11 protein-coding genes are annotated in these 15,662 nt (G+C 38.7%); 6 read left to right on the top strand and 5 right to left on the bottom strand.

The annotated features are described in order from the left end of the window. Window positions 1–36: 36 nt before the first annotated feature. The gene (locus tag B554_RS0107800) at window positions 37–633 is read right to left on the bottom strand and encodes an NAD(P)H-dependent oxidoreductase (RefSeq protein ID WP_019457623.1); all 597 of its coding nucleotides are present in this window, start codon (window positions 631–633) and stop codon (window positions 37–39) included. Window positions 634–731: 98 nt separating this feature from the next. Here B554_RS0107800 and B554_RS0107795 point away from each other — a divergent pair, with 98 nt between their 5' ends. The 3 genes from B554_RS0107795 to B554_RS0107785 all read left to right on the top strand — a co-directional run bounded on the left by B554_RS0107795 (window position 732) and on the right by B554_RS0107785 (window position 2,559). Continuing rightward, complete coding sequence (locus B554_RS0107795) at window positions 732–1,643, top strand: LysR family transcriptional regulator (protein ID WP_019457622.1); 912 nt, start codon at window positions 732–734, stop codon at window positions 1,641–1,643. Between the two features lie 215 nt (window positions 1,644–1,858). Further along, the gene (locus tag B554_RS0107790) at window positions 1,859–2,209 is read left to right on the top strand and encodes a hypothetical protein (RefSeq protein ID WP_019457621.1); all 351 of its coding nucleotides are present in this window, start codon (window positions 1,859–1,861) and stop codon (window positions 2,207–2,209) included. A gap of 35 nt (window positions 2,210–2,244) precedes the next feature. Further along, window positions 2,245–2,559: a hypothetical protein gene (locus B554_RS0107785; protein ID WP_227501326.1), complete on the top strand. Its 315-nt coding sequence runs from the start codon at window positions 2,245–2,247 to the stop codon at window positions 2,557–2,559. Between the two features lie 363 nt (window positions 2,560–2,922). Here B554_RS0107785 and eat read toward each other — a convergent pair whose 3' ends face one another. Continuing rightward, window positions 2,923–4,338, bottom strand: a complete 1,416-nt coding sequence (eat, locus tag B554_RS0107780) for an ethanolamine permease (RefSeq protein ID WP_019457619.1) — start codon at window positions 4,336–4,338, stop codon at window positions 2,923–2,925. 180 nt (window positions 4,339–4,518) lie between these two features. On the opposite strand from eat, the gene B554_RS0107775 reads away from it, so the two are divergent. From B554_RS0107775 to B554_RS0107765, 3 genes are all read left to right on the top strand, one after another. After that, a complete protein-coding gene (locus B554_RS0107775; RefSeq protein ID WP_019457618.1) occupies window positions 4,519–5,520 on the top strand; it encodes a phosphotransferase enzyme family protein in 1,002 nt (333 codons plus the stop codon). 74 nt (window positions 5,521–5,594) lie between these two features. Continuing rightward, window positions 5,595–6,920 (top strand): phosphoserine phosphatase, encoded by a 1,326-nt coding sequence (locus B554_RS0107770; protein WP_019457617.1) that lies wholly within the window; start codon window positions 5,595–5,597, stop codon window positions 6,918–6,920. A gap of 308 nt (window positions 6,921–7,228) precedes the next feature. Continuing rightward, the gene (locus tag B554_RS0107765; protein ID WP_031944937.1) at window positions 7,229–8,263 is read left to right on the top strand and encodes an AraC family transcriptional regulator; all 1,035 of its coding nucleotides are present in this window, start codon (window positions 7,229–7,231) and stop codon (window positions 8,261–8,263) included. 154 nt (window positions 8,264–8,417) lie between these two features. Here the strand turns inward: B554_RS0107765 and B554_RS0107760 are convergent, their stop codons facing one another. The 3 genes from B554_RS0107760 to B554_RS0107745 all read right to left on the bottom strand — a co-directional run bounded on the left by B554_RS0107760 (window position 8,418) and on the right by B554_RS0107745 (window position 15,425). Next, window positions 8,418–9,758 (bottom strand): aspartate aminotransferase family protein, encoded by a 1,341-nt coding sequence (locus tag B554_RS0107760; RefSeq protein ID WP_019457615.1) that lies wholly within the window; start codon window positions 9,756–9,758, stop codon window positions 8,418–8,420. Window positions 9,759–9,993: 235 nt separating this feature from the next. Continuing rightward, entirely contained in the window at window positions 9,994–10,578 is a 585-nt protein-coding gene (locus tag B554_RS0107755; protein ID WP_025465145.1) for a TetR/AcrR family transcriptional regulator, read from the bottom strand. 770 nt (window positions 10,579–11,348) lie between these two features. Next, window positions 11,349–15,425 (bottom strand): ATP-binding protein, encoded by a 4,077-nt coding sequence (locus tag B554_RS0107745; RefSeq protein WP_019457614.1) that lies wholly within the window; start codon window positions 15,423–15,425, stop codon window positions 11,349–11,351. Between the last annotated feature and the right edge of the window lie 237 nt (window positions 15,426–15,662).

Here is a 15,662-nt window from a genome sequence, read left to right as displayed (position 1 = left end):
GATCAATTAGAGGTACAAGAGTTTCAGCTCATGATTTTAAATGGCGAATTCTTTAACTTGCTGGCTTGCCAAATCTAAAGCGTTGCTGCGATAAGCCTGCATGTCTAAGCCTTCTGCATAGATAAAATCGACGTCATGAATGCCCATTAGCCCTAACACAGCTTTGAGATAAGGCGTGACTACCTCAGTTTCTTGGCCGACATGGATACCGCCCCGACTACTTACCACCACCGCTTTTACCTCTTCAACCAAACCTTGAGGATAAGTTTCGGTATAGCGGAATGTTTGTCTTGCTCGTGCCACTAAATCAAACCAGTTTTTGAGTTGAGTAGGCACATTTAAGTTGTACATGGGTGCGCCAATGACCAATAAGTCAGCGCTTTTTAATTCAGCAATTAATTCATCAGACAAAGCAACGATCTGCTGAATGTCTTGATTATTATTGTCAGCCCCACGCAGCGCTTGAAAAATTTCCAGATCTAATACAGGCAGGTTCATTTCAGCTAAATTGCGTATGGTGATGTCATCTTGTAAACCTTGGTCTTTACGGTGTTCAAGCATTACATCAATGAGGCGATTGGTTTGTGAACCCTCACCCATAATGCTGGATTTTAATACCAATATTTTAGCCATGACCATCTCCAAGTTTTTGATCAAGCCATATTAACTCCACAATAAATTCAACAGTGGTGATATTATTTCTCTATATTGGTTCCAGTTAGGCAACAATTATGCAACATGAGTTAAGTGCAATTTCTATATTTGTGACTGTGGTTGAAGCTGGAAGTTTTGTGAAAGCTGCCGAGCAATTGCATTTAACTCGCTCAGCCATTAGTAAAAATATTGCTCGCCTTGAAGATCAGCTTGGCGTTGCTTTATTTAAAAGAACAACACGTTCGCTTAGCATGACTGATGAAGGTGCTTTGTTTTATGAACATAGCCGCCGAGCATTAAGTGAAATACAAAATGCGGCAGCACTATTAGACCAAGGGAAAATTAACGCAACAGGCCGTTTGCGAATGTCTGTGCCAGTGCTATTCGGGCAACTCTTTGCTGCCCCGCTCATGGTTAAATTTGCTCAGCAGTATGCGGACTTACAGCTCGAAATTTCATTTAATGATCGAACTGTAGACTTGGTCGAAGAAGGTTTTGATTTATGTATAAGAATCGGGGCACTGCCTGATACAACTCAGCTCGTTGCCAAACCGATTGGTGAGCATCGAATGCTACTTTGTGCCTCACCTGACTATTTAAATGAAGCAGGTCCCCTAGAACATATTGAGGACTTAGACCATCACGCCACGATTGCCGATCCGCATTTTGGTCAAATAAAAAAATGGCAACTTCAAAAGGAAAATAGCGAGCCTTTATTTATTAAGCCCAAAGCAAAACTTCTTTTAAACGACTTACAGGCCATTAAAAATGCAGTGCTCGCTGGAGCAGGTATCGCTTGGCTACCCGATTGGCTCATTCAAAATGAATTACAGGATGGTAAACTCGTACAAGTATTAGAAACCATGTCGAGCATTGCTTTTCCGATTCATTTGGTATGGCCTACACTGCCCTTTATGCCACTCAAAACCCGGCTAGCAATTGATTATTTGGCGCAGCATTTACCATCTGAACTGAACAAGCAAGCTTAAAATAAATAAGGCATTAACATGAGGAACTAAGCTTTAATAAGCCTCGTCTTCTCAATCAAATTTTCAACCCTATCTCTTCACTATGCAGCGCACTTAAAAAACTATTAAGTTATTCTTTTATTAGAAGAAAACTAATAAAGTGACGTTCAACTTTCTTGACTATAAAAAGCGTTTATGTGAGTATTCACTCGACTCACTTTACAAGAATTATTTATATGAAATATAACGTTATCGCATTACTTACAGGTTTTTTATTGGTATCTACTGCTCACGCCGAGGAAGCCCCTATGGATGCAACTCACTTGGGCTTGAGAGCTTTTGTATACAATGCATTTGTAGGTATAAAAAAAGCAGCGGATATGCCTCAATTTCCTAAAGGACATCCGTTGACGAAAGCTGAACTTTATAATGGTGTGGCGGCTGGTGTTCGAGTTCGTGGTAAAAACTGCAATAGTGTGGTTGACGCTCGTGCACTAGATGCCAATGGTTCAAAAATATCGGTGAAGTGTGCTGGCGGGGAAAGCTATCAAGTGTTGCCTCTAACAGGTGAGGTTAAAGGTAAATGAAATCGCGCATTTGCCTATTTGGATTTATTTCAGCAATGCTGATGAGCAATGTTAATGCGCAGCCCCAACAAGAATTGTCTCAAGCCTTACTTGGTCAATTACTCGGTTTTACGCAAAATGTTTATTTTAATGCCAATCAAATAGCTGAAATGCCAAAGATGCCCACCGAGCGTGCTGCAACTCAGACCGAAATATTAGAGGCTGTGGCTAGTGCGCTGAGACTGCAACAACATCCATGTACTTCGGTTTTAAATGCTGACTATGTTGATGAGAGTGGTAATCTGATATCAATTAATTGTGTGGATGGCAATTATGTCGTGGATGCACGACGTGGCAAGATCAACCCTTAACGACCTTAAGCCACCCCCATCAATTCCAACCATCTCCTCACGATCTGTAGTAGTAGTAAAAGTAAAGGTATGTGCGCGGCTCTGTAAATAATTAATCAGCACTTGGCTGCAGCGATCAAGGCACCGTAAGTGCCTATCGCTTTACCCCAAAGTCGCAATATACATATTGAGTTTTTTCCATCACGCTTGTGTTGGTCGTACTCGACTAGTGCAATAAATTGGTCTTGAAGTCGCTCTTTTCACAATCAGACAAATTTCAATAAAACTTTGTTTAGAGTGAAAATAATTGCTTCCATGAACCAGATATAACTTATAAAAGCTAAAAAAGAGGCCGAAGCCTCTTTATTTTTATTGCAATCAAACTCAGTCATCAATCATAGCGAACTCTTGTTCAGGCGTACCTTTCACTAAATGGTGACGGCTATATAACAAGTAATAGAGTATAAATCCGACATAAATCAGCGCGGCCAATAACCAAACTTTTGGATTTACCATTAACCCTGCCACAACAGCAACAGCAGCAAGAATCAAGGCTATGCAAGACGTCCACATTCCACCAGGCGTTTTATAAGGGCGTCGTAATTCGGGGCGAGACAAACGTAATTTGATATGTGAAAGCATCATCAACACATAAGAAATGGTTGCGCCAAATACTGCCATTAAAATGAGTAAGTCACCCTCACCTGTTAAAGAAAGTAAGAAGCCAATAATGCCCGGAATGATAATGGCCCAATATGGCGCTTTATTTTCATTGGTAAGTGATAAGTTTTTTGGTAAATATCCTGCACGTGACAATGCAAAAATCTGGCGCGAATAGGCATAAATAATTGAGAAGAAACTGGCGACAAGACCCGCAAGACCCACAAAGTTAACAAAGCTTGCTAACCATGTGTGTTGACCATATACCGCAATGAGTGCATCAACTAAAGGTGCTCCTGAATTTTTTAAAGCATTTGAACCCGCAGCGCCTGCTCCCAAAAATAAGATTAAAAGTGCAAACGATGCCAATATCAACATTGAACCAATCAAACCTCGTGGTAAAGAACGTACTGGATCTTTTGCTTCTTCGGCTGCCAGTGGCACCCCTTCAACTGCAAGGAAAAACCAGATGGCATAAGGTACTGCGGCCCATATTCCCATATAGCCGAATGGTAAAAAGCTACTCGCACCTGCATGAGAACTGACTGGAATATCAAACAAACGCGCACTGTCAAAATGTGGAAGCATCGCGACAATGAATACGACCAGTGCTATACAAGCAACTGCAGTAATTCCAAACATGATTTTAAGCGCTTCACCTGCACCTTTCAGATGAATGCCCATAAAAACTAAATAGCAAATTAAATAAACAGCCCAGCCGCCAACTCCAAAGAGTGATTGGCAATATGACCCAATAAAAACGGCAATCGCGGCAGGTGCAATTGCATATTCAATTAAAATCGCAGTTCCTGTGAGGTAACCTCCAAAAGGACCAAATGCAACACGGGCAAAACTATAGCCACCGCCAGCAGTGGGTAACATCGTTGACATCTCAGACATCACAAAGCTCATGCAGAGATACATAAACGCGACGATGACTGTTGCAATAAAGAGTCCTCCCCAGCCGCCTTGTGCCAACCCAAAATTCCAACCCGCAAAGTCACCCGAAATGACGTAAGAAACACCTAGCCCCACTAAAAGTAACCAACCTACTGCCCCTTTTTTTAACTGACGTTTTGCAAAATACTCTGCGTCCTGTTGTAAAGCACCAACATCTACGCTTAATTCAGATTCTTTCATTGTCGTATGCCTTATCGACTAAATTTACACCACCAATAGTTGCGCAAAAGATATTCATAAAACTTGACAGCAAAACATCTCCCCGACCACTTGAAGTCAAGTTGATTCATTTTTTCTTTTATAAGATCGACGGCATCTCAACACGAAACGTGTTTAAAAATTAAATTGAGGAGATGGGTTATGTCTGTAGAACAAAATGAATTTTTAAGCCAAGTTCAATTACAAATACTGGCAGAACAAGCAATTAAGCAATATCCATCAGACTATCAAGGACAGGTCAAACTACTGTGTCAGTCTGAAAATGCAACCTATCAAGTTTCAACTGGGTCTGCCCGATATGCACTTCGAATTCACCGTCCCAACTATCACAGCAAACTCGATATACAAAGTGAGCTTGAATGGTTAGATGCTTTAAATGCGAGTGGTATTCAAGTTCCTGTTGCGATTGCAGATCAGTCGGGTGAACGCGTAATTACCTTGAAACTATCGAATGATATTTATCGTTATGCAGTTCTTTTCAACTGGGTTGAGGGCGATATGCCGACTGTTGAAGTTGACCCCACTGCATTTGAACAATTAGGACAAATTACCGCAAAGCTGCACGTACATAGTAAGACATGGCAAGCGCCTGAAAACTTTCAACGTATTGTGTGGAACCATGAAACCATGGTCGGTGCAGATGGTCACTGGGGAAACTGGAAAAATGCACCTCATTTAAGACCACAAGATCACGGCGTGATTGAAGAAGCGATTGCACAGATTTCGAAAGATTTAAATTTCTTTGGCAAAACCCAAGAGCGCTATGGCCTGATTCATGCCGATTTGCGTTTAACCAATTTATTACTACAACAAGAACGTATCGGTGTGATCGATTTTGATGACTGCGGAATGAGCTGGTTTATGCATGATCTCGCCGCTGCAATTAGCTTCAATGAACATTATGCAAATGCACCTCATTGGGTTGATTACTGGTTAAAAGGCTACGAGCGCGTAGGTCATATTCATTCTGAAGAATATGAAATGATCCCGACTTTTATCATGCAACGCCGCATTCAAATGATGGCTTGGAATGGTTCTCACGCACAAACAGAAATGGCTCAAAGTCTTGGAGACCAATGGTCCAATGAAACTGTGCGTCTTTGTAAAAAATATCTAAACGGACAAATGCCTGTTGGAATTTGAAAAGTGATTTCGATCGCTTTTCTTCATTTTCAATTTTTAGTTTTTAAATTTTATAGAATTTAAAGGAAGGGTTTATGCAAGCTACCCATCAACTGAGCAAAGTTGCCAAAGCACTATTACTCACCAGTAGTCTGGCAAGCATGATTGCCCTAAGCGCATGTAACTACAACCCTCTACAAAACACATCTCCCCCAGTCACTATTCAAAAAAAGGAATATATACAAAAAGGTCAATGGGACGCTTTTAACTTTGACCAGCTTAATCAATTGATTGCTAGCTATGGAAAAGATAGCCCCAACTATAACCCTGAAAAACGCCCGTATATTGTCACTGACTTTGACAATACCTCGGTATTTTTAGACATCGAAGAAGCAACTTTAATTTATCAGCTTGAACACTTAGCGTTTAATGTCACGCCAGAGCAGCTTAATCAGATTATTCGTAAAGGAATTAGCTCGAAAAATTTTGAAGCGGCCTACAATAACCAGCAAGGCCAAGCCGTCAATATTGATAAAATCGCCCCAGATATTATTGCCAGCTACACATGGCTTTATCACCACTATAGCGGTCTAAAAGGCAAGCAGAGTCTCGATCAAATTAAACAAGATCCGCATTATCTCGATTTCATTACTAAAATGAGATATCTATATGCGGCAATTGGAGACACGTTTGATCATGAAGTTGCATATCCATGGGTCACTTATTTATTTACTGGGCTTACCGAACAAGAAGTCCGTAATTTGGTAAAAGCAACGGTGGCTTGGCAAATGCAGCAACCGATTGGACCTGTAACATGGACCTCTCCCGTAGCACTTTCGGGCAAAGCAGGCGTTGTGAAAACCACTTGGGAAAATGGTTTAAGACCATACCGTGAAATGCAAAATCTATTTAAGGCTTTTCAGGACAATGGCATTGATGTCTATGTCTGCTCGGCATCTTTTATTGATGTGATTAAGGAAATTATTTCTAATCCAGAGATCGGCTATAACATTAATGAAAAAAATGCCTACGCCATGGAGTTAGAGCGAGATGCTCAAAATCGAATTTTACCCGAGTTTCGTCATGGCTATGCGCAAACTCAAGGTAAAGGCAAAACCGCAACCATTCAACGTTTTTTAGTCTCTAAATATGGTTACGGACCAATTTTTATCGCGGGTGACAGTGAAGGCGATCAAAATATGATGCAAGATTTTGCGGCGACTCAGAAGGTTCTAATTATCAACCGATTGCGCAGTCCGAGTTCTGATATTGGAAAATTTTCTCAGCAGGCTGTGCAGGGCTATGGGCAAGCCAATCCTAAATTTTTACTACAGGGCCGCGATGCCAATACAGGTCAATTTAGACCTTCAATGGCCAGTTTAAGTTATGGTGCGCAAACGGCAAAAACTACAAAAAATTAGTATTTCACTTATTTTCTCATGCCTACAATAGATGTTGTATGCATGAGAAGCCGCTTAATTTCTTGTTTTAGTTCTGCCCTTTTTGCCTATCTCTAATGCATTTTCTGCCTTCTTTTAGTTCGCTACCCAACCTTAAATACAACTCTTGATCTCTTCTTAAAGAATCAAGCCTGAAACTTAAAACAGCAACACATAAATCATTATTTTATAAAAGCTTTTAACAATACAAAATCATGGACGTAAGCAAAAACTGGTATGGCTTTTGCTTAATATAAGAATAGTTAGGAATAAATATCATGAGACTTGACATGTTACATCTCAACCCAGCTCATCTTGTCGATTCAAATATGTGTAATCAAGGTGTATTGTCTGCAGCTGCCTCTGGTTTAAGCGAGTTTATTCGTCATAAAGGTGCAGATGTTGATCGCGTTTTAGGTATTAGTGGTATTAATCCTGAACTTTTAATCAGCCCAACGTTGAGCTTACAACTGCCCAATTATTGCAAGGTGCTAGAACAGGCAGCGCTAGTTTCTGGTTGTGATAATTTTGGCCTGCATTATGGTCAACAGTTTCAACCGAAATCATTAGGGCTCATTGGGTACATTGGTCTTTGTTCAAATACATTAGAGTCTGCACTCATGAACATGACCAATAACTTTTATTTGCATCAGAAAGATACGCTTAATCGAATGGTAGATTTGGGAGATAGCTGGCGCATAGATTATCAAGTTCAACACGGCGCGATTTTAACTCGCCGCCAAGATGCAGAACTGACCATGGGCATGTTTATGAATGTGATCCGTGAAGTGATGGGTCCTCATTATTCACCACGTGCCATTCACTTTGAGCATACTCGACCTGAATTCTGGCAAGAACACAGCAAATTATTTAACGCGCCTGTTTATTTTGATCAACCTTTTAACTCCATCATCATTTCGAAAAAAGACGTCCAACATACTATGCCGGGGCGTGATTCTATTTTATTAACAGTGATTTTAGATACGCTGCTGTTACTCAATCGCGCGTCACCAAGTCAAAGTCTTGCAGATCAGGTTCGCTCTCACATCCAACTTGAACTGAGTGAAGGTGAACCAAACCTTGAAAAAATCGCTCATGATATTGGTTTAACCAGTTGCACCCTTACCCGCCGTTTAAAAAATGAAGGACTGACCTTTACCCATTTAGTCGATCAGGTTCGTTGTGAGTTGGCCGAACATTATATTAAACAAAAAAATATTCCAATTTCAGAAATGGCATTCCTGCTAGGTTACTCAGAAGTAAGTGCTTTATCTCGTGCATTTAAGCGCTGGTTTGGTGTGACTCCACGTCAATTAAGGCACTAAAACATTGCAAATACAGGCCTTGAATAAAGGCCTTTTTATTATTTAAGCAATTCGAAATAACTTTTACAGCCACATAAGATCATTGAACAACAAAATACCCCTCAGATTAGATTTAACATCCAACTTGAAGGGTATTTTTTATATTTAAAGTGACTTACTTTAATTTTGTTAAGGCTTGATCCAAAGCGCCGACTAACCAATCGATATCTTTTATTTGGAAAGCCAAAGGTGGGCGCAGTTTTAATACGTTGCCATAAGGACCTGCAACTGAGGTTAAAACTCGATGAGTATTTCTGAGCTCTTCAATAAGGTTCAAAGCCAATGCTTTATTCGGCTCTTTTGTCGCTCTATCTTTAACCAGTTCAAACCCGATAAACAGACCAGCGCCACGGACATCACCGACCATCTCATGTTTGTCCATAAGTTTAGTGAGTTCTTTAAGAAGTAGCCCTCCCACATATTTACTATGGGTTTGCAATTCTTCTTCCTGAATGACTTTAAGTACAGCCTGTGCCGCTGCCATAGAAACAGGATTACCGCCAAAGGTATTAAAATATGGAATTTTATCGCTAAAAGCAGCGAGGACTTCACTCTTGGCTAAAAGCCCTGACACTGGCACCCCATTACCCATTGGTTTACCTGTGGTAATGATATCAGGCACAACATTGTGGCGACCAAAGCCCCAGAAAGAATCGCCAGTGCGTGCGAAACCCGGTTGTACTTCATCAGCAATAAAAATACCGCCATTGGCATGCACAACATCAACCGCTTTTTGTAAAAACCCAACAGGATTAGGCATTACACCGTCAGAAGAGAATATTGAGTCCGCTAAAAAACCTGCAAACTTGATCCCTTTAGCATTCATATCGTCAATTTGTTGCTGAATCTGCTGTGCGAACCATTCGCCCAAATCATCAGTTTGAACCCGATAATAATCAGGTGCTGGAACTAGACGAGTTGTCGCATCTAGAGGCTGCTCAGTTCCAAGTGCTGGAGAGCATCCTGAGGTTAAGCTACTGGTTCCATGATACGACTCTTGAGACACAATGATTCCTGTACCGCCGCTATATTCACGGGCAATACGAATCGCTAAATCATTCGCTTCTGAACCCGTACACATGTACATGGCACGGTCAATTTCATCGGGAGTAGTCTGTAAAAGTTCTTCGGTATAATCCAAAATATTTTCATGTAAATAACGGGTATGGGTATTGAGCATTTTCATTTGCTCATTTACCGCTTCAATCACCGCAGGATGACAATGACCAATGCTGGCAACATTGTTGTAAACATCCAGATATTGATGACCTGCTGCATCCCATAAATATTGCCCCTCTCCTTTCACCAGATGCACGGGATTACGATAAAACAAGCGATAGGATTCGCCTAAAATTTTATTTCTTTTATCGGTCAGTTTGCGGGTAGCATGGTCCAGCTCAGCAGCATGTTCTGGACGAAAGCTATTGGTATCCATAATGGTTGAACGCGTACCCATGAATGACTCCTCTATTTATATTCAGCATATTTTTGCGCGAGACGATGACTGACGTAGGCAACTCATACGCTGATTCGAAATATTTCAGTATTTGATTGAAGTTACGCAAACCATATTGCTGAAGTATCTTTAAAAAAACTTGACCTCAGACCACTTAAGCCACAATTTGAAGTCAACTTATTGCTCTGTTATTGCAACGCTCAAAGCTCATCTAATCGCTATTTATCATTAGGGCTTATGCTTCCCGTAATCCTGGGCTAAAATTTCTAGCAAAAGAATTTAAAAAATAATCCAACACTACATCTCTTTCCTCCAAACCTTGCGAGCCTAAAACCTGTAGCAGTAAACCATCTATAAGGTTTACCACCATGTTGGCATCGAATTGTGGCTCACGGATTTCTCCGCTAAAAATCAGATCAAAAATTTCATGGCGCAGCCATTTTCTATATTCAACCGCCATACGGTAAGCCTGCGGGTGAAGTAGTTTTATTTCAAAAATAGCTTTTAGTAAAAGGTTATAGAGGCTGTTTAAATTGGTATGTAAAACGATAATTTCTTTGATTTTATTTTTTGACGCGTAATAACAGCTTGAGTAAATAATAGCGAGCACTTTCTCTCTGAGCAGGCTTTTTTGAAAGGCGATGCACATTTCAACTAAGCGTTCTTTTGAGCCAAAATATTTATAAAACGTAGATTTAGTGATTTGGGATTGTTTAGCAATTAGGTCTACACCTACGGTGTGAAAGCCACGAGTGGTAAAGAGTTGGATTGCAGTTTGAACAACCTGTAGTTTTTTGGAAGAGATTTCTAAATTTCGCATAATTTTTCCGTTATAAATTCTTGTTGTTTCTAAATGAGATAAAAAAGCCAGTGCCCCTTTTGGGAGAAAAAAAGGCACAGCAAAGCCGTAAAGACTGTGCTTGGCACATCTCAAGTTTGTTGTTGCTAAGTTTTAAGTAAAAATGACTTTAAGCCTGAAAACCTTGAGGCATTCAAGCTGCTTTAATTTTTAAGCTGTGTCGTTATAGCTTTTGGCATTGAGAGCCAAGAAATAATGGATGTGCAAAGCCAACTCCTTTTTATTGGGAGTCCTGCCGACATGAATAGAAATTATGGTGGCAGAACGAGAAAGGGTTCGCGGACTGGTACAACAACCAGCACACCCGAGGGTGTCCCTCTCCCGTCCTACCGCTACGGGAGGAGACGAGGAGATGCTCACACAAAATTATCCCTCAGAAAGGAATAATTCTGATGTTGTTGTAATCGGTCCGCGACGACCGGCTGGCAATGTGGCCAGCAGGCAAAGAATAGTGCCCAACCCTTTTGCAGTCAAGCACGCAAAATGCCATTTGTTTTAAATTAAATCATTAGAAAAGTAAGGCTAAATAATGAAGGGGTTATTGTTAAGTGGGGGTGTAAATATGTTTTCTTTATCTAATGTGGCGCTATTCTTTTTTCAATAATTTACTTTATCCCTAGAGCAGAACAAATTCGCCTTCATACTATCTGGTGCCAATCACACAGTTCATTGAATTATGGGCTTTTCTTGAATTACGACCATTTTTTAAATATTCAAGCAGTTAATTTTTATCAACTTTTAATTGCCAAAATTTTTAAGTTATTTCGAAGGTCTTGGGAGAGATTTAATCCAGTGGCATCAGCTGTTACAAGCAACAATGACCCTAAGAATTTCTCATCATTTTCGAGATTGGAAAGAACTCTATAAATTTCTGGCTCAAATATTTGTGGCAAAATAAGTTGAAATTTTTCAGATTCGAGAATCCTTGTCCATGCCTTCCTCTGCCATATTGCAATAACTGCAATAAGCTCGCTCTTATAAAGAGATTGCCAAGCCTGTAGTAAAAACCGCAGACCAGCTATGCAATAATTTTGTGGAATAACATGGATATTACTTCGAAATAGCATTGCTGAATCAACCAACATTTGTATAAATGAAATTGGAGCACATTTAGGATCGTCTATAACAACTCTTAGTAATATCTCATCATTCAGGATTTTTCGATCTAAATTCTTGCTTAAAGTTTGACGTAAACTCACTAAGATTTCAGAGGCATTCTTACATGCCGCTACAATTATGAATGCCATAATCGCATCATCAACATATTCACGATGACTTTGATTCAATTCTATTGTGGATAGTTTGGGAATATTTATATATTTAGGATTCAAAAGATCATTTTCTTTTTTTATTTCTAGCTCATGCTCAGAAAGATATGACCTTAACTCAATATAATCCATTAAATAGTTTGAAAAACCCTCAACATTAATTGTATTTATTTCTCGCCACAAATACTGTAGCCGAAACCCCAGTTCCATAGGTAAGATTCGCCCATTAATAAGTCTTTTGTCTAAGCCTTTGGCAATCCCAGTATTTTTACGACTTTTGAATTCGCAGTCTGCTAACAAATACCAAGCGATTTCAAGTGCGGCTAATGGTCGTTCAGAAATTTCTTTCGAAGGTTCTATATCACTACATATACCCGGTTTCATGACAATGGCTTCACCATTTGGTAATTCACTCCACCCTTCAAGTTGAGCTTTAATCCATAATATTGTATGGCGAACCATATGATGACAATAAGAGGCCTGAAGTGATGATTCTGGTAAGATATTACTAAGATTAGTTAAAGTTACTACTAAACTTTGCAATGTCCTTTTGACTTCTCCAATATTAAATGCAGCAACTGCGGCATCGGCCCCAAGTCCAATCGCCATAATCCTCATATTTGGCAAATCAATTAACTCAGCAACTTTTTGACTTTCAAGAAACCACTTCTCAGCTAAAAGCCACTCATTGCAATTGGCTGCACTGATCGCAGCCTCACGCAGTGCGAAAGCTCTTTCAATATAACTTTCCGAACCAATCTGATCAGCTATTTTCCGCATAATTGCTAGTGCATTTGGATAATCTTTTGCATTGAAAAATATTTTTGCTTTTGCTCTTGAGATAAGGATATCTGGTCCTACTTCAACAATAGCATCATCAAGGACCTGCAAAGCTCTATTTTGATCATGTGCATATTCATCAATCATAATTGCACTAGCAATCCAGCATTGAACTGTTATTGATCTCACCCCCCAGTCTTGAGTCATTTTCGCCATTTGTTTATAACGATGAGACGCATCTTCAGCATCCAATTGCTTCTTGCTTTGCGAGGACCAAGAAGAGTTAATCAAAACAGAGTAATCAAGTGAAAAATCCTTAATTCCTTGTAATAACATCATCCTTTGAGTAGGTTGAAGCTGATCTAACTGCTTTAATACTTTTTGTAAATTTTCGATGGTGTTTAATTTTGCACTACCAATCGCAAAGAACAATGTAGCAATATCTCCATTATTACCTGATATATTCTGAATATCTGATGACAAGTCAAAAGGAAAGGAAAGAGATGCAAAAACTTCTGGAAGCTTAAGTAATAGTTCAACCCAATCATCAATATAATTTGCGATCCCCATATTATTGAGAATACCTAGAAAAACTAATGCCTGAATTTCTTTATGGTTTTTTGAATCACAGAGATCTAACTCTTTTCTCAATACATCAATACACTCAGTAATTTTTCCACTCTTTGGGGTTACCATTAAAATTTTAAACTGAGCTAATCGCAGCAATAAAGATATATACATGTTAGTAGGGTAAATTGGTTTACTTAAATCAAATAAACCAATAATAGAAGAGCTTTCTGCCAAAGAATTAATCAGTTTTTCATCCGCAGATATGAATTTGGATGAAATTATAAATAATACTTTCTCATTTTTACCCAACATTGCATGTAATATTATTCTTGTTATATCAGTAACATCTATACTCTTTTGTGATATGAATTGATCTGCAATCTTACTATTTACTTCTTCTTGTAAAACTGGTGAAAGCATATCTTTGCCAGATGACGCAATTAATGGAGAAATGCGATAATTATCTTGCCCAATTTTTTCAATCCATGATCCTGTTACAGAATCGAACGCCTCCCCTGAACGATTAATAGAGGGTGATAACAATGCAATTTGCATTGCTGAAAAGCGATTAAAGTTGCCTATAAACAAACTGAGACGATAAAGTAATTCTCTAGAATCATCTCGAAGTGCTGACATAAGTGACTTTCGGGCGGATTCACGTTCTAAAACGATATCACCTGAAGATAATCCAGTCTCTATAATTGCTGATATTTCAGAACGAACCCAGCCACGTGAAGCAACACCACAAATAAAGGCGTAAACCAACTGTGGATGACCATGCCCTCCACTAATATGGCAAAGTTTTCCCCAAACTGAAGGTTCTCCACCAAACAATTGTACAAGTTTTGATGTTTCATCCTCTGTAAAATATGGGCAACTAACAATTGATCTTTGATCAAAATCAAAGTTTGAAAGAGTTTTTAATGCAGGCTCCTGATATAAAGTAACTATCGCAGAAATGTATCGTCTACCAATTGCCTTGAAAATTTGCATAATCAATAATTTGAGTGCTGGTTCATTAAGATAATTTAAATCTTCGAAAATAATAAACTCAGAGTTTAATCCACCCAATTTTGATAATAAGGAGCTCAATATTGCTTTTGTTTCATCAATATTAGCATCCCTAAAGTCAATAATAACAAAATTACTAGTTAGCTGTTCTACTACTGATCTTGCTACAAAGGATTTCCCAACACCACTTGCACCAACTAAGAAAGTGACTCCGTATTTTTCTAAGTTATTTAAAATATTTTTCTCAAGTTCACTCCGTTGAACCATATGGTTATTGATAGGCAGGTCCGCACTTTTAATCATCCAAGTTGGAGAAGTAAAATTAACTGTTAAGTTATCATTTACCCCATTATTTAATTGAGGTACTAATAAAGATAGACTCTGTATCATCGTTTCAAACGTATTTTTCTTAATACTTATACGCGAAGCTTTATCAATAATTAGATGTAGATCAGCGCTAGTTAGCACTCTATCAACTGGTGTTGCAACTATACTCTTTCTCAAAACATGAAGAGTTAAAATATCTGAAATTTGAGACACATCGGTAGCTGGTATATTAAAAGTATCTCTACATACCGAAACCAATCGATCGTGAAATTCTTGTTGCAGAGTTTTTAAGTCTGGATTCCCACAATCCCAATGAATTTTACGAAGTAAATCTTTACGAAGTTCCTCATTACTCCGGCATTGAACAAATTCACGTACATTTTCAGGAAATTTATTGCTAACAAGTAATCTTCGTAATGGTTCTATATCACTGCTTATTGCAGCTTTTTGCCAATACAAAAGACCTGCTATACCATCTGGTCGATCTAGTAATGCTTTCTCAACCCCTATCTCTGATGTTGTAAAATATCGAAGAAATACATTAGTTGATGTGTTACTTTCTACTAATTTGATAAAGTTGCTAATAGCATCTTGAACACTTGCTGTGTTCAGAGTGACTTTTGTTGATGCAACTGTATCCTTGACCTGGACAGCTTTAATAGCATCTTGCGCAACAATGGCATAATCTTCTGCAACTTCAAGAAAAATTTTAGAACTTTTATCAATATCAAGCCATGCTAAAGCTGCTGCATAGATTTGATATACATACCCTCGAAGGGAATCAATTGCTTGACGTTCTACATCAGCTTGAGGAATGTTTTCATATTCTATTAAAGACTGATGAACAAGCATATTAATTTTCCCTCTCATTCATATGAGGTTATTGTCACAATCACTATTCAGCAGTCAGACGATGAACTATTGTATAGATCTAAGTTTCTGTTGTTAAAGTATAAGAGAAATAATCAAAATCTATCTCACTTTTTAATTATAAGGTTGGTAATTTTTCACTATTCTCTCTTAAAGGATAAATATAAAGTCTTATTTATACAATTCACAAAAATAATAAAAGGTCAAAAGATATAATGA

Origin of the sequence: Acinetobacter sp. GG2 (assembly GCF_000292385.1) — a bacterium.
Taxonomy (GTDB): domain Bacteria; phylum Pseudomonadota; class Gammaproteobacteria; order Pseudomonadales; family Moraxellaceae; genus Acinetobacter; species Acinetobacter seifertii.
This window is presented reverse-complemented; position numbering and strand designations above follow the sequence as displayed.

Excerpts from the sequence above, each read along its gene's own strand:
- B554_RS0107765 (WP_031944937.1), top strand. The coding sequence starts at position 7,229 with ATGTTACATCTCAACCCAGCTCATCTTGTCGATTCAAATATGTGTAAT.
- B554_RS0107770 (WP_019457617.1), top strand. The coding sequence starts at position 5,595 with ATGCAAGCTACCCATCAACTGAGCAAAGTTGCCAAAGCACTATTACTC.
- eat (WP_019457619.1), bottom strand. The coding sequence starts at position 4,338 with ATGAAAGAATCTGAATTAAGCGTAGATGTTGGTGCTTTACAACAGGAC.
- B554_RS0107795 (WP_019457622.1), top strand. The coding sequence starts at position 732 with ATGCAACATGAGTTAAGTGCAATTTCTATATTTGTGACTGTGGTTGAA.
- B554_RS0107760 (WP_019457615.1), bottom strand. The coding sequence starts at position 9,758 with ATGGGTACGCGTTCAACCATTATGGATACCAATAGCTTTCGTCCAGAA.
- B554_RS0107775 (WP_019457618.1), top strand. The coding sequence starts at position 4,519 with ATGTCTGTAGAACAAAATGAATTTTTAAGCCAAGTTCAATTACAAATA.
- B554_RS0107755 (WP_025465145.1), bottom strand. The coding sequence starts at position 10,578 with ATGCGAAATTTAGAAATCTCTTCCAAAAAACTACAGGTTGTTCAAACT.
- B554_RS0107800 (WP_019457623.1), bottom strand. The coding sequence starts at position 633 with ATGGCTAAAATATTGGTATTAAAATCCAGCATTATGGGTGAGGGTTCA.
- B554_RS0107790 (WP_019457621.1), top strand. The coding sequence starts at position 1,859 with ATGAAATATAACGTTATCGCATTACTTACAGGTTTTTTATTGGTATCT.
- B554_RS0107745 (WP_019457614.1), bottom strand. The coding sequence starts at position 15,425 with ATGCTTGTTCATCAGTCTTTAATAGAATATGAAAACATTCCTCAAGCT.
- B554_RS0107785 (WP_227501326.1), top strand. The coding sequence starts at position 2,245 with ATGCTGATGAGCAATGTTAATGCGCAGCCCCAACAAGAATTGTCTCAA.